Origin of the sequence: Flavobacterium sp. UBA2787 (assembly GCA_002352205.1) — a bacterium.
Classification (GTDB): Bacteria; Bacteroidota; Bacteroidia; order Flavobacteriales; family Flavobacteriaceae; genus Flavobacterium.
On the sequence record DEHZ01000010.1, the window covers coordinates 145,374 to 161,478 of the forward strand.

The 16,105-nt window shown below is 34.3% G+C and carries 14 protein-coding genes; 7 read left to right on the forward strand and 7 right to left on the reverse strand.

From position 1 onward, the window contains the following. Positions 1–25: 25 nt before the first annotated feature. The 7 genes from B4N66_RS07290 to B4N66_RS07320 form a co-directional block, all read right to left on the reverse strand. On the reverse strand, positions 26–2,317 hold the full coding sequence (locus B4N66_RS07290) for a T9SS type B sorting domain-containing protein (protein WP_291093565.1): 2,292 nt from the start codon (positions 2,315–2,317) through the stop codon (positions 26–28). A gap of 16 nt (positions 2,318–2,333) precedes the next feature. After that, on the reverse strand, positions 2,334–3,173 hold the full coding sequence (locus B4N66_RS07295; RefSeq protein ID WP_291093568.1) for an ABC transporter permease: 840 nt from the start codon (positions 3,171–3,173) through the stop codon (positions 2,334–2,336). 36 nt (positions 3,174–3,209) lie between these two features. Next, positions 3,210–4,106 (reverse strand): ABC transporter ATP-binding protein, encoded by an 897-nt coding sequence (locus B4N66_RS07300; protein WP_291093569.1) that lies wholly within the window; start codon positions 4,104–4,106, stop codon positions 3,210–3,212. An 84-nt stretch (positions 4,107–4,190) separates the two neighbouring features. Further along, entirely contained in the window at positions 4,191–4,430 is a 240-nt protein-coding gene (locus B4N66_RS07305) for a hypothetical protein (protein ID WP_291093570.1), read from the reverse strand. Between the two features lie 166 nt (positions 4,431–4,596). Continuing rightward, complete coding sequence (locus tag B4N66_RS07310; RefSeq protein ID WP_291093571.1) at positions 4,597–5,655, reverse strand: nucleoid-associated protein; 1,059 nt, start codon at positions 5,653–5,655, stop codon at positions 4,597–4,599. Between the two features lie 64 nt (positions 5,656–5,719). Beyond that, positions 5,720–6,115 (reverse strand): four helix bundle protein, encoded by a 396-nt coding sequence (locus B4N66_RS07315; protein WP_291093572.1) that lies wholly within the window; start codon positions 6,113–6,115, stop codon positions 5,720–5,722. Between the two features lie 42 nt (positions 6,116–6,157). Then, positions 6,158–6,697 (reverse strand): IS1096 element passenger TnpR family protein, encoded by a 540-nt coding sequence (locus tag B4N66_RS07320; RefSeq protein ID WP_291093574.1) that lies wholly within the window; start codon positions 6,695–6,697, stop codon positions 6,158–6,160. 274 nt (positions 6,698–6,971) lie between these two features. Here B4N66_RS07320 and B4N66_RS07325 point away from each other — a divergent pair, with 274 nt between their 5' ends. The 7 genes from B4N66_RS07325 (at position 6,972) to B4N66_RS07355 (ending at position 16,027) form a co-directional block, all read left to right on the forward strand. Next, a complete protein-coding gene (locus B4N66_RS07325; protein WP_291093575.1) occupies positions 6,972–8,573 on the forward strand; it encodes a hypothetical protein in 1,602 nt (533 codons plus the stop codon). Positions 8,574–8,587: 14 nt separating this feature from the next. Beyond that, complete coding sequence (locus tag B4N66_RS07330; protein WP_291093576.1) at positions 8,588–9,562, forward strand: Tll0287-like domain-containing protein; 975 nt, start codon at positions 8,588–8,590, stop codon at positions 9,560–9,562. Continuing rightward, positions 9,555–9,770: a DUF6132 family protein gene (locus B4N66_RS07335; RefSeq protein ID WP_291093578.1), complete on the forward strand. Its 216-nt coding sequence runs from the start codon at positions 9,555–9,557 to the stop codon at positions 9,768–9,770. The genes B4N66_RS07330 and B4N66_RS07335 overlap by 8 nt, the downstream gene beginning before the upstream one ends. After that, positions 9,757–10,212, forward strand: coding sequence for a methyltransferase family protein (locus B4N66_RS07340; protein WP_188362248.1), 456 nt, complete (start codon positions 9,757–9,759; stop codon positions 10,210–10,212). Before B4N66_RS07335 ends, B4N66_RS07340 begins: the two co-directional genes overlap by 14 nt. 115 nt (positions 10,213–10,327) lie before the next feature. Then, positions 10,328–11,641: a TolC family protein gene (locus B4N66_RS07345; protein WP_291093581.1), complete on the forward strand. Its 1,314-nt coding sequence runs from the start codon at positions 10,328–10,330 to the stop codon at positions 11,639–11,641. Between the two features lie 37 nt (positions 11,642–11,678). After that, entirely contained in the window at positions 11,679–12,758 is a 1,080-nt protein-coding gene (locus B4N66_RS07350) for an efflux RND transporter periplasmic adaptor subunit (protein WP_291093583.1), read from the forward strand. 68 nt (positions 12,759–12,826) lie between these two features. After that, on the forward strand, positions 12,827–16,027 hold the full coding sequence (locus B4N66_RS07355) for an efflux RND transporter permease subunit (protein WP_291093585.1): 3,201 nt from the start codon (positions 12,827–12,829) through the stop codon (positions 16,025–16,027). Positions 16,028–16,105: the final 78 nt, after the last annotated feature.

Sequence of the window (16,105 nt, forward strand, 5' to 3'; positions counted from 1 at the left end):
TTCAAAGGATAACAAAGATAGCAAATTATCTTTTTAACGCGAAGTGTCCTTTGATGATTCTTCCGTCTTCCAAAAATAATGAAAACCAGTAATCGGAAGTGGGTTGTGGTGAGCCTGAAAATGTTCCGTCCCAACCAGTTCCGTTAGAACCAATTTGTTTTAATAGTTTTCCGTAACGGTTAAATATGTAAATTTTGGCATAAGGTTGATTGAGGTTTTCAATCTTCCAAAAATCATTGATTCCATCTCCGTTTGGTGTAAAGAATTTAGGATAATCTAATACGAAAATTGTTTCAAATATGGCATCGCAACCATTTAAATCATTGATTGTGATGGTGTATTCTCCTGCACCAATATTTGTGAAAATTGGGCTTTCTTGAAAATAACTTTCGTCTAATGAAAATACATAATTACCCAAACCAGTATAATTGATTTGAATGGTATTATTACTTCCTTGAAAGTCATTTATTAAAATAGAGGTAATTGTAGCCGGACCGGAAGCCGTAACAACAAATGTTTTTTGAGCCAAGCAACCATCAATATTTGTAACAGTTACATTGTATGTTCCGGGTTGAGAAATTGTAATTTCCGGAGTTGTTTCACCATTATTCCATACATAACTTTCAAAAATAGCATCTACGCCGATTGTTATCGATTCATTTTCACATAAAAAAAGTGCTTCGTTTTCAAAATTAGTAGGTTCAAATGTTTTGATGTTTATTGTGATGGGAATAATTCCAAAGCAACTTACTCCGTCCGTAATTCTTGCAAAAATAATTTCCTGAAATGCTGTCAAATTGGTGTATGGAGAAGCGATTTGATTCACTTGAATTTGAACATCTGCTTCCGTTTGATAGTAATTTACAAATAAACCGGGTGTAAAATTTGATAAAACTGTGGGAGAAATTTCTGTATTTAAATCAATTGAAGTTATTCCGTCTTGCAATGCATCCCCATCGCAAACAGCAAAAGGAGGAATCGTTACGGTACTTGTTGAGGTTGAAAGCGTTACTTCTGAAACTCCAAAACAACCAAAATTATTTTGTAATCGAGCATAAATTACCTGATTTATACTTGTGTTTTGAAAAGAAGAAAAGTTTGTAATCAAACTTACATTATTTTCGGCATCTGATTGTGTGAGATAATAAAAAGGTGAACCAACATTTGTGTTTGCCCCAATAACAGCAGCGTTTGCATCGTTCAAATTGAACAACGCCAAACCATCACCATCCGAATCACATTGTGTAATTATTGCGTTGTTAGGAATTGGGTTGGTACTGTATTCTATTTCAATTTCGCCAAATGAGGAACAAGTTGGGTTGAAAATAACTTCCACTTCATAAATACCAAACTCATCTACTAATAAAGTTGGATTGGTTTCACCTACCAATTCAATCGTATTTCTAAACCATTTATATCCAATTGCTGTTGAATTGGTAGCATCCAAAAGTAAAGTATCATCCGGGCAGAGCGGATTTCCGGTTGAAATTAATCGATCGATTCCTAAATCGGTTTCAACTGAAAAACTTCCTCCACCTAAAAAAATGGCAGAATCATATAAATTATTTCCTTGATCGGCAATTACTAACTTAATATGATACAAAACACCCGGAACAACTGAACTTTCGGCTTTTAAAATTTTAGTTTGACCGTTGTAATTGGTGGGATGTTCAAATCCGTTAAAAGCATCAAAATATTCTTCGTTGGCAGGCGGACAAATGGTTCCTGAACCGCGAACTGTTGGAATTTTTACAGGAATGTTTGTGCCGGGAACTACAGCTAAATTTGTATAGTCTGATGAGCTCGCTTCTTTCAAAAGAAAAGCAAATCCATCAGAGAAATTACATTGATTTGGGCTTGGATTGGATAAATATTGTTCTGATGAAAAAATATATTCGAAACTTACTTTATTGGCAAATGGCAAAAAATCAAACTCAATGACCGTTGCATTTATTGTATTATTCTCATTAATAGCTTGTTCCAAATCTTGATCTCCGCCCCAAGAAGTAGGTCCTTCGCTGAGCAAATTTGTATTGGGTCCAACCGCAGAAGCTGCTCTACCAGTCGAGATTATCACACCATCTTGAAATGGGAAAGTACTTCCATTCGCATTAAAATAACCGTAGCTATTTCCGCTAGTGAATGCCCATCCTGAAACGGAAATATTAGAAACATTGGCACAAGAAGAATTGATTAAAACAGTTTCAACTAAATCTTCTACTGTGCGGTTGTCGTCAACCTGAATGTATTGTGCTGTGATGCTTTGTGAAAAAGCAATCGAAAAGAATATAAACAGAATGTTTTTTGCAAACTTCATAGCGTTTGCAAAGATACTACAAATCTCTTTTCTGAAGAATTTTATACGACATTAACACAAATATAACAATCCAGCAAATTACGATAAGCATCGAATACCAATGAACGCCGTAATCTTTTAGGTTTGGAACACCGCCAATTGATTCTTCGATATTTTTAATCACATTCAATCGAGTGAAGGGTTCTTTTATCAAATTTGACATTGATTCTAATGGTAAAAATTGAGCAATATGGTCTGCGGTATTGGAATTTTTAAAAATTTTCCATTTCATTACGCCAATTATAATTCCCTCAATAATATTCCATACAAACAAAAAACCGATAGCAAAAGCTGATCTTTTGACCAATATTCCCAGAAATAAACAGAAAGAGAAAAAGGCGGTCAGTTTCAAAAAGTAAGCAAAAATATATTCTAAATCAGAAAAAATAATTCCGAATTCATTATATGATGAGAAGCTTAATCCCAAAAGCAAACTCATTATGAAAACGAAAATTGTTGAACCAACTGAAAATACTAAAACGGTTAAAAATTTTGATAAAATAAATTCTTTTTTACTTAGACCGTCAATTAAATTCTGTTTTAAAGTACCATAAGTATATTCATTAGCCATCATTGAAACGATGACAATGGCCAAAAATAATTTTAAAATGGCAGCAATATAGGTGTTAAAATGCCAGATGTATGGGAAATTAAAAATGCCTTGTTCGGCAATTCGCAGTTCAAAATTTCCAATGTTGAATTTTATCGAAGCAATTAACGCGATGAAAGAGAGAATGACAAAATACGATATCGTTAATATTCGACTCGCTTTGTTTTTCCATATTTTTTGAAATTCTATTTGAAGAAGACGTATCATAAAAAGGTGATGGGTTATTGGTAATGGTAAATAGGCTTAGTTGTTATTGGTCAATTGTAAAAATTGTTCTTCTAAACTGTGTTTTCTTTTGACTAAATGATTGAGGTAAATTCCTTTATCAACTAAATATTTATTCATATCTCTTGCTTCTAAAGCGGATTTTAAATAAACAACTAATTTACCTTCTTCCATTTCCATTTTTTCGATGGAAGGATGATTTTGTAAAGCTGATTCTAATTCATTTAAATTATCTGATTGAAGTTCAAAAAATCCTTCGTTTGAAATCATACCGTCCACTTTTCCGGAATATAAAATTTCGCCTTTTCGAAGAACTAAAACGTGACTACACACTTTTTCTACTTCATCCAAAAGGTGTGAAGCCAATAAAATAGTCGTTCCTTGCGAAGCAATGGTTTTGATGATATCACGAATCTGACGAATTCCCTGCGGATCTAATCCGTTTGTTGGTTCGTCTAAAATTAAGATTTCGGGGTCGTTTAATAGGGCAGAAGCAATTGCTAAACGCTGTTTCATACCTAATGAAAAAGTTCTGAATTTGCTGTCTTTTCGATCTAAAAGTCCAACTACTTCCAATTTTTCAATCACTTTGGTATTCGGAGTTCCTTTGATTTTACAAACCAATTCCAAATTTTCCTTAGCAGTCATATACGGGTAAAAGTTGGGGCGTTCGATGATGGCTCCCACTTTTTTGAGAGCTTCGTGCGTTTCCATCGCACCGCCAAACCATCGGTATTCTCCGGAAGTTTTGTTCACGACATTCAGCACAATTCCTAACGTAGTCGATTTTCCGCTACCGTTTGGACCGAGAATTCCGTAAACATTTCCTTTTTTGATTTCAAGCGAAACGTTTTTAACCGCATGAACGGGGCCGAATCGTTTGTTCAGATTTTCGATAGTGAGAATAGTTTCCAAGATAAATTGTTTAATCGTTACAGATAGGACGACTAAGATGACAATTTGTTACGGATGTTTCTTGAAAAACCTTATTTTGAATTTTTATAATTGAATTTGCCTTCTAGTGAAAATCATATTCAACGTTTCATTAATCTCACGAAGTTCGGGTGTTAATGAAATCAAACGACCTCTTGTATCTTCTGTCATTTGTTTTCCGCAGCAGCGACATTGGTATTCGCTAAAATGATTGGTTATTTTTCTGGTAGAATGATACTTATGCCCCAAAACGGAGCAAATTACGGAAGTGGCTGAAACGGAATTGTTGTTTGTGTAGGTTTTCATAAATGTGGTATTTAAATTGTGGTTAGCGAAAACTACAAAAACATAGACGAAAAGCCAAAAAAAGTCGATAAACTGATTAAAATTTAAATTTTATGACATAAAAAACTTACAAATCACAAGACATAAAAAAATCCTCAATCATTTTAACTAATTGAGGATTTGTTATTTAAGATTTTTGTTCTTTATTAAAATAGACCAAGTAGTAGTACATTTGTTTTTCTTCGTCCCAACCTTTCTCAACAAATTTTTCAGCACTTTCGGGGTTGATGAAATCGAGTTTAATTTGAATGTTGGTGTCCAAATTAATTACGTTTTTAATTTTCTTTCTTGCATCAGAAACTGCAGCATTGGCAATCGGGAAATTGGTTACATCTTCGATGCTGTATTTTTCACCTTTATCCACTTTATAACTTTTGAATTCAGGAATCAAATCCGGATTATCCATTACTTCATTCAAAAAATTGGTTTCCTCAAACTCATCATTCTTTGCAAAATAATTCACCGAACGATTCATAAACATCACTTCTTGTTTTTTATCTTCGGCCGGAAATACAACATCTTTTGCAAAATCTTGACAGAATTTCAAATACTTTTTAGTGATGAAATTTTCATCTTGAAAAGCATCAACACTTAAAAAATGTTCCAACCAATAACGAGCATCGTATCGATTGCTGTCAACCGTTAGAATTTTATAACCTTCGTCTTTTTTGTAATTAAAAATCAAACAACCTTTATCTAATTTATTCAAATTGATGCCGTGTTGAAGCAACATTTCTAAATTTGTCCCTTTTTCTTCAAATTGTAAAAAGTCAGATTGCAACTCACTTTTGAATACGCCAATCGCATCCACTTGATTGTTATCAATAGTTAAATGTGTAAAATGAACGACATAAACTTCACCGTTCTTAATGTGTGGATGATTGGATTGCTCAAACAAATGTTTCGTGATTTTCTTGGAAACATCGTGAATGTTGGAAGGATTTTCAAAAACTTCCGAGGCCAATTTGAACATATCGTTATATTCTAAATCAACTTCGTGAGCAAATTGGTAATAGTTTTCCTCTTTCTCACGAAACGATTTCAGGAAAAACTCTTTCAACAATGGCGTAATTTCATCATTGGTTTGATATGGTTGTTCCGATAAAAAAATAGCTTCGTTACGGCTTTTGTTTCCAACTCGGTGTATGGATAGGGATTCGATGTGGGCGTTGAAAAGGTTGATCATGTTTGGGATATAATTGTTTAAAAGTTTAAGATTATTTAAAGTTGTTTAAATTGTTTAATTCAGTTTAGGGTTTGATAAACTTCGTGCCTTTAAAATCGGAATTATTTAGATATACAATAAAATTATGAATTTTCACATTGAGTTTTTCGTACTCGGTTACAAGAATGTTTAGTTTTTCTTCATTAATATAGTCGTTGTCAAAAACACGATACAATTGAGAACGAGTTTCGCCGGAAGAGCCTTTTGCAATAGCTAAAAATTGTTTAAATTCTCCATTTCCACTTCTTTCAAATCCTTCAGCAATATTATCCATAACAGAACCAGCTGAGTCTTTAATTTGATCTTTCAATTTGAAATCAAGTTTTAAATCTGTCGTTTTGGATAATAAAATTATTTCTTTGGATAATCTTCTTGCTTCTTTCCAAATTTCTAAATCTTCAAACCTTTTAACTGTGGCCATAACGATATTAAACCATTAAACTTTTAAACAATTTTAAACCTTTTAGTTCCAGTTTTCCTCAAACCCAAAATCTTCAAAAGAGTCATCTCCGCCTTCAAACATATCCAAATCATCCTCGTCTAATTCGTCTTCAAATTCGGAGAATAAAGAATCGTCATCGGCTTCAAAAGTTGGATCATTGGCTCCAAGTGGCATTAATCCAAGTGAATACAATAATTCAGGATAAGTGGAACCAGCTTGTTTTTCTTCGATGGCGGCTAATTCTACCAAAAACGTCCACATATTTAGAAAATCATATACATAAATGATTTTTGTTTGCTTTTCGTAAAGCATATCTTCCAACGACAAGTCGCTCATAATTCGCATTTCGCCCGGAACATCACCAGTATCAAAAAGCGGAATTTCATCTTCTTGATTCCAATTGTCATCACAGGTGTAAAAAGAAGCCATTTCACTTCCGTCGAAGCCAAACGCATTCACAATCGCATTGTGTAAATCTTCTAAAGTATCAGTGTTTTCAATGGCTAAATCTCTAAAAACATCTTCTTCGTTGTCGAGTATTACTCGTAATTTGTAAATCATTGTCGTTGCATTTTTACGGAAGGCAAAAGTAACGATTATTTGCGATTTGTGATTGAGGTTTTTTAGAATTGTTTATAAATTAATACTATGTAAAAAAGTAAAACTTCTTTGATTTGACAAATAGAAATTTAATTTATAAGTTTTCTAATTTAAGATTTGTATAGTGTTACGTAACAAATGTTACACCTTATCTATTTATGATTCTATATGTTTGTATACAAAATTTAAATTTTGAATTTCATTTAAATTTTCACATATAAAACATTATTTAAAAATGAAAAAAACTATTTATTTATTTCTATTATCGGTTTTATCAAATTTCTCAATAGCTCAAAATACATTTCAATTTGATATTCAACTGACACCCGTTACAATTTCAAATTTACCCGGTTTGCATTCATATGTTTATGGTCAACACAATGGTAAATGGTTAATTATCGGAGGACGATTAGATGGAATTCATGCACGTCAACCTTTCAATGCTTTTCCCGGCTCATTAAATAATACTAATATTTATGTTGTGGATGTGGCTACTGAACAATTTTGGTCAGCTTCCGTAAATACATTGCCGGTTGGTTTAAGAGAACAGTTACAAGCGACAAATATGAATTTTTATCAAGTGGATAATTCACTTTATATTATCGGCGGATATGCATTCTCAGTGACTGCAAATGACCACATTACTTTTGATAAGTTAACATCGGTAGATGTGCCAAATTTAATGGATGCAATTATCAACGGCAATCCGATAACTTCTTATTTTAAACAAATTTCTAATCCTATTTTTCAAAATACGGGTGGACAATTAGGAAAAATAGGAAGTGAATTTTATTTAATTGGTGGACATGTTTTTATGGGAAGATACAATCCTATGAATAATCCCACTTTTACGCAATCGTATTTGAATAAAATTCAAAAATTCACTATTGATAATTCTGAGACACAATTGAGTTATGCGAATTATTCTGCGGTTACTGATGCAGTGCATTTGCACCGACGCGATTATAATTTGGTGCCTCAGGTTTTTCCAAATGGAGAACAAGGTTATACCATTTCATCAGGAGTATTTCAAATCAATGCTGATTTACCTTATCTATATCCGATTGATGTTAAAAGTAGTGGGTATTTCCCTCAAACACAATTCAATCAATATTTGAGTAACTATCATAATGGAAAAGTAGGCTTGTATGATGAAGATGCCAATAAAATGCACAGCCTCTTTTTTGGTGGAATGAGTCAGTATTATTATAATGGAACAACTTTAATTCAAGATGACAATGTACCATTTGTAAAAACGATTAGTAGAGTAACCCGATTAGCAGACGGCACTTTGTCTGAACATAAATTTCCTTTGGAGATGCCTAATTTTAAAGGGGCAGGAGCAGAGTTTATTCCAAATTTAAACCTACCACATTATTCAAATAAAGTGATTAAATTAAATGATATTACTGCTACCGAATTTGTGATTGGACATTTGTATGGTGGAATTTTGAGTCCAAGTATTAATCCTTTTTCAAACAATCAAACATCAACCACTTCGGCAGATCCAACCATTTATGAAGTGAAATTAATTTATGATCCAACATTGGAAGTTGCCACTTTAGATGGTAAAAACCCTTTTACGATGGTTGCTTCACCTAATCCTACAAAAAACGAGAAGATTAGAATTCATTTTACATTGCCATATGAAACTTCAGTTGACTATTTTGTAACATCAACAGATGGTAAAATTATTTCAGAAGGCGAAATAATCGATGCAAAGCAAGGCGAAAATTCGATGAATTTTGAATTAAATAAAATTTCAAATCAATTGATTATCATCACTTTTGTTTTTGATAATAAGTTTTATATATCTCAAAAAGTAGTTGTTAATTAGAATCAGAATTAATTATGAAAAGTAGTATTGTTTTATTTGTATTTCTAAGTTTATTGTCTTGTCAAAATAAAAATGAACTACTTGAAATCCAAAAAGATTTGACTCAAGCAGAAGCCGAGCATGCTCAGAAATTAATGCAGACTCATTGTTATATATGCCACAGTCCAACGGCTTCTGAAACTCAAGGTCGCATAGCTCCTCCGATGGTTGCCATTAAAGCTCGCTATTTGATGGATAATAAAACAAAAGAGGAATTTGTTTCACACATTGAACAATTTGTTGAAAACCCTACAGAAGACAAAGCCTTAATGTATGGTGCGATAAAAAAACACGGACTAATGCCGAAACAAGCTTTTCCGGAAGGTAGTATAGAGAAAATTGCTGCCTTTATGTATGACTATCAAATTGAAGAACCCGAATGGTTTAAAGCTCATTGGGAAGGTCATGGTAATGAAAATTGGACACAATCAGGAAAGAAAATGGAAGAAGTGGAAGTGGTTAAAACGTATGCCGATATAGGTTTAGACTATGCTTTGGGCACCAAAAAAGTATTAGGCAAAAATTTAATGGAAGCGATTCAGCAAAAAGGAACAATGGAAGCCCTGACCTTTTGTAACATTCAAGCCATCCCTTTAACTGATAGTATGTCAACGCAGTTTAATGCTACTATAAAAAGAGTTTCCGACAAAAATCGAAACCCTAATAACAAAGCCAATGAAGAAGAATTAAACTATATTGCTCAATTTAAAAAAGATTTGGTTGACAAAAAAGACATCAAACCTGTTGCTCTTGAAAAAGGAGATAAAATTCAATTTTATTACCCGATAGAAACTAACACAATGTGTTTGCAATGTCACGGAAAACAAATCAAACCGGAAGTACAACGTCAAATTTTGAAATTATATCCCAAGGATTTAGCGATTGGATATGATGAAAATGAAGTACGTGGGATTTGGAGTATTACCTTTACAAAAAAAACAAATGAATAAAAAAGCTATCATTGTTACCGGAATTGGGGTGGTTGTAGGACTAGTTGCCGGATATCTCTATTATCAACAAATAGGTTGTGTTAGTGGAACGTGTTCCATCACCTCCAAACCATTAAACAGCACTTTATACGGAGGTTTAATGGGTGGTTTATTGTTTAATTTGTTTGTAACTTCCCCCAAGAAGAAGGAAAAAAATGAAAAAGAGTAGCAAAGATTACATTTTTGTTTTTATCCAATTTCTTCTTTTTGGAGCCTATACTTTTGATTTTTTTCAACCATTAGCAATTCCAAACTATCTGGCAACATTCGGAATGGTGATTGCCATTATCGGATTTATGATTGCTTTATTGACTGTTTTTGAGTTAAAAACTAATCTAACCGTTTTTCCATCACCAACCGAAAAAGCGGTTTTACTAACGCAAGGATTTTTTCGATATAGTCGTCATCCCATTTACTCTGGAATTTTGATGTTTGCCTTTGGTTTTGCACTTTATAAGTATTCAATTTATAAACTCATCGTCGGAAGTTTGTTACTCATTTGGTTTTATCTTAAATCAACATATGAAGAAAAACAACTTGCTCAAAAATTCAATTCGTACAAGGAATATCAGGAGAAAGTAGGACGGTTTTTTCCAAAACTTCCATTATAAGTGGCCGATTCTTTCCAATTATCCTAAAATCATAAAAAATTCTCTTGGTAACAAATGTTACTGCACACCTCTTTTCATCGTTCTACTTTTGCCTTGTAATTAAGAAGTAAAACGAATGAAAACAATTAAAAATACAATTGCACTCGGGATATTTGCCTGTTCATCAGCCGTATTCAGTCAAGATACCTTGCAAATTTCCAAAACGGATTTATCCACTAAATTATCGGAACAAAATCTTCAATTGAAAATTTCCAAACAAAATGTTGAATCGGCTCGTTCAGATTACCGTCAATCGAATGCAATTTTTTTACCGAGTATTTCTGCTTCGCATACGGCCATTACTACAACCAATCCATTGATGGCATTTGGTTCTAAATTGAATCAGGAAATTTTAACGCAAGCTGATTTTAATCCGGCTTTGTTGAATGATCCTTCACAAGTGCAAAATTATGCTACTCGAATTGAAGTGCTTCAACCCATTTTAAATGCCGATGGTTTATTTGAAAGAAAAGCCGCCAAGTCAAAAATGGAAGCCTATCAATTGCAAACCGAACGCACCAAAGAATATTTAGAATTGGAAGTGAACAAAGCCTTCATGCAATTGCAACTGGCTTATAAAGCGGTTGAGGTTTTAGAAAAAGCGAATTCTACTGCACAAGCCAATCTGAATTTGGTCAACAATTATTTCAAACAAGGAATGCTTCAAAAAACAGATGTGTTGGATGTGCAAGTTCGTGTAAATGAAATCACCAATCAATTATCGTATGCCAAAAGTAATATTCGAAATGCATCCGATTATTTGGCTTTCTTATTGAACGAAGATACCAAAGGCGGCATTTATAAACCGGTTGAAAATTTAGAAAACGAAATTAATCCTACGTTAGAAAACGCTCAATTATCAACATCAAGAAAAGATTTTCTAGCGATGGAAAAATCAACAGAAGCGTATAAAAACATGATGAAATCCGGTAAAATGAGTTTTTTACCTCGCTTAAATGCTTTTGGAACGTATGAACTGTATGATACCGAAATCTTCCAATTTGGAGCAAATGGATACACTGTCGGAGCTCAATTGTCTTGGAATTTATTTGACGGTTACAAATCCATCGGAAAATTTGAAAAATCAAAAGTTGAATTTCAAAAAGCAGAAACGGAAGCCGAACAATACAAAAAACAAAGTCAATTAGAATTGAACAAAACCAATCGTCAATTGACCGATGCTCAAAACAAAGTGACACTTTCTAAATTGGCTTTTGAACAAACCCAAGAAAGTTTCAGAATCCGTCAAAATCGTTTTGTACAAGGATTGGAAAAAACCTCCGATTTATTGATGACGGAAACACAAACGGCTCAAAAGGAATTGGAATATTTACAAGCGGTTTTTGAATACAATTTCACCAAAATGTATTTGGAATTTTTAACTAAATAATAGCTTTCAACAAATCAATATACTAAATCACAATCTTATGAATATCAAAATAAAATCTCTAATTATTTTTTCAGCAGCCATTTTATTTTCCTGCGGAAGCGACCAAAAAGAAGTCCAAACATTACCTGCCATTGCTGTAAAAGTTAATGGTTCGGTTGATAACACATCCACACCGTTTGTAACGGCAAGCGGAAAAATTGAAGCAGAAAACAGTGCCAATGTCAGTACCCGAATGATGGGTTATGTAACTAAAGTACATGTGAAAGTAGGACAAAAAGTTGGAGCCGGACAATTGTTAGTAAGTATTAACAACACCGATTTACAAGCCAAAAAAGCACAAGTGGATGCTTCCATATTACAAGCAACTGCCGGTTATAACAATGCCAAAAAAGACTACGATCGTTTTGTAAACTTGTTTGCTCAACAAAGTGCTTCACAAAAAGAATTAGATGACATTACCGCTCGTTTTGAAATGGCAAAAGCAGGATTGGAAGGAGCAAAACAAATGCGTAACGAAGTCATTGCTCAATTTAATTATGCTAATATAACTGCACCTTTTGGCGGAATTGTAACTAATACATTCATCAAAGAAGGCGACATGGCTAATCCGGGAATGCCTTTAGTGAGTGTGGAAGGTTCCGGAAAATTACAAGTGACTGCTATGGTTTCGGAAAGTGATATTTCTAAAATAAAACAAGGAATGCCGGTTTCCATCATCATCAAATCAATGAATAAAAAAGTGGCAGGAAAAGTGTCGGAAGTGAGTTTATCAGCCAAAAACACAGGCGGACAATATCTAGTGAAAGTCAATTTAGACGAAATGGATAAAACGATCCTTTCCGGAATGTTTGTCAACGTGCAATTTCCAATTGAAAAATCATCAGATTCAAATGAAGGTTCAGAACAAGTTTTAGTTCCCGAATCTGCATTAGTAAAGCAAGGTCAGCTCACCGGAATTTACACAGTTGCCAACAATACAGCTATTTTGCGATGGTTGCGAATCGGAAAAACCTACGGCGACAAAGTAGAAGTCCTTTCCGGATTATCTTCCAAAGAACCGTATATCGTTTCGGCAGAAGGGAAATTGTTCAATGGAGCAAAAGTTCAAATTAATTAGGCAATTGTTCAATTAGCCGATTAGTCAATTGTCACATTGACATATTGTCAAATTAACACATTAAAATTATGCAAGAAGGTATCTCAGGCAAAATTGCCATTTTTTTTATCAATTCCAAACTAACCATTCTGTTGATGGTGGCTTTGATGGTAATTGGTGTATATAGTTCGTTCTTAATTCCAAGAGAAGAAGAACCACAAATTAATGTTCCCATGGCCGATGTAATGATTGGTTATCCGGGAGCAACTCCGGCAGAAGTAGAAAGCCGTGTTATTAAACCGTTGGAAAAAGTTTTATCAAACATAAAAGGGGTTGAGCATTTGCATAGTATGGCGATGAATGGTCAAGCGATGATTATTGTTCAATTTTATGTTGGCGAAGACATTGAGCGTTCCTATGTGAAATTGTATGACGAATTAGCCAAACACGAACATATGTTTCCGCAAGGTGTTTATAAACCGATGGTAAAAACGCGTTCAATCGATGATGTTCCGATGTTAGGATTAACATTATGGAGTGAAAAATATGATGATTTTGAAATTCGACAATTGGCAGAAGAAGTTACATCTGAAATAGAAAAAGTAAAAGATGTAGCTATTACAAAAGAAATTGGAGGAAGAACCCGCGAGTTGAAAGTAGTTTTAGACAAAGACAAAATGGCCGAAAATAAAGTGGATGCGTTGGGAATTATGCAAATGATTCAGGCCAATAACGGTTCTTCGCAATCGGGAAGCTTTGTGCAAAATGACACGGAATATTTAATTACCACCGGAAAATTTTTATCCAATGTCGAAGATGTAGAAAATTTGGTAGTGGGAATAAATCAAAATATGCCGGTGTATTTAAAACAGGTGGCTTCCATTCAAGACGGACCTTCCACAGCTCGAAGTTATGTTTCTTTTGGGTATGGAAAAGCGAATGAAAAGTTTACCAATAAGCCAAGCGAATATCCCGCCGTTACTATTTCTGTTGGAAAAGTAAAAGGTGCCGATGCAATGAAAATTTCGGATAAGATTTTAGTAAAAGTCGAACAACTCAAAACCAATTTAATTCTTGACGATGTACATGTGGAAGTTACCCGAAATTATGGGGAAACAGCTTCTCATAAAGTAGGCGAGTTGTTGTTGCATTTGGGTGTTGCTATCTTAGCTGTAACCATTTTAGTGATGTTGGCCATGGGCTGGAGAGGTGGATTAGTAGTTTTCTTTTCCGTTCCGTTGACTTTTGCGTTGACCTTATTTAGTTATTATTTATTAGGTTATACGTTGAATAGAATTACGCTTTTTGCCTTAGTTTTTGTGGTGGGAATTGTGGTTGACGACAGTATCATCATTGCCGAAAATATGCACAGGCATTTTAAAATGAAGCGACTCCCATTCAAACAAGCTGCCATTTATGCGATAAATGAAGTAGGAAATCCAACTATTTTAGCCACATTCACCGTAATTGCAGCGATTCTTCCGATGGCTTTCGTATCCGGAATGATGGGGCCTTACATGAGTCCGATGCCGATTGGAGCTTCCATTGCCATGATTTTATCGTTGTTTGTTGCGTTAACCGTTACGCCTTATTTGGGTTATCATTTATTAAGAGAAAAAGACGAACAAGAACACAAAGAAGAACAAGGTTTAGAAACTTCTCGTATTTATAAAATTTACAACAAATTAGAACGTCCGTTTTTAGATAGCTCAAAGAAAAGAATGGTTATGTTGGGAATTACGACGGTATTGCTAATCGGTTCGGTGTTGATGTTTTTTACCAAATCAGTAGCCGTTAAAATGTTACCGTTTGATAATAAAAATGAGTTTCAAGTGGTGATTGATATGCCGGAAGGCACAACATTAGAAAGAACGGCAGCCGTTACCAAAGAAATTGCTCAGTACTTGTCAACCGTTCCGGAAGTAGTGGATTATCAAAATTATATTGGAGCTTCTGCACCTATTACTTTCAACGGATTGGTACGACATTACGATTTGCGTGGCGGAAGTAATATGGCAGACATTCAAGTGAATTTATTACATAAAGAAGACCGTAATTTACAAAGTCATGATATTGCCAAAATCGTTCGTCCGGAAGTGCAAAAAATTGCCAAAAAATATGGTGCGAATGTAAAAATCATTGAAGTTCCACCCGGACCACCTGTACTTTCTACGTTGGTGGCTGAAATTTACGGACCTGATTACAAAGAGCAAATTAAAGTAGCTCACCAAGTAAAAACCATTTTAGAAAACACTCCCGATATTGTGGATATCGATTGGATGGTAGAAGATGCCCAAACCGAATATAAATTAGAAGTGGATAAAGAAAAAGCCATGTTGAACGGAATTGCTCCACAGCAAGTGGTGGGTAATTTGACGTATTTGTTGCGAGAAATGCCTGTTTCCAATTTGTATGACGAACGTTCTAATAACCCGGTGGGCATTGTATTATCGCTTGACGATCAAGATAAAACGTCGTTGCAAGATGTTTTAAACCTAAAAATTAAAGGTTCACAAAACAATGTGATTCCGGTGAATGATTTGGTGAAAGTAGAGGAGAGTACCTTACAAAACACCATTTACCGCAAAGACCAAAAACGGGTTGTTTATATCACCGCAGACATGGCCGGTGATTTAGAAAGTCCGGTGTATGCCATTTTAGGAATGGAAGAAAAACTTCAAAAAATGAATTTACCGAAAGGCTATTCCATCAATGAATTATATATGGAACAACCTTCTGACGAAAGTAATTTTACTGTAAAATGGGATGGTGAATGGCAAATTACCTTAGAAGTTTTCCGTGATTTAGGCGTGGCTTTCTTAGTCGTAATCTTAGTAATTTATATGTTAATTGTGGGTTGGTTCCAAAACTTTAAAACGCCTATTGTAATGATGTTGGCCATTCCGCTTTCGTTGGTAGGAATTGTGTTAGGTCACTGGTTGTTGGGAGCTTTCTTCACGGCAACTTCATTCATCGGAATGATCGCATTAGCTGGAGTAATGGTTCGAAACTCTGTTTTATTAATCGACTTCATTGAAATCAGATTAAACGACGGAATAGAACTAAAACAAGCCATTATTGAAGCTGGAGCTGTTAGAACCACACCAATTTTACTAACCACCGGAGCCGTTGTTATTGGAGCATCGATTATCCTATTCGACCCTATTTTCCAAGGTTTAGCGATTTCGTTAGTAGCCGGAGCGATTGTATCTACGTTATTAACTTTAATTGTGGTGCCATTAATCTATTACATCACCGAGCGGAAAAAATGGGAGAAGAATAGTGAATAGTAATTAGTAAAAATTGGCTATTTGATAAAACTCAGTATATCAGTAACTCAGCATCTCAGCATCTCAGCAACTCAGTAA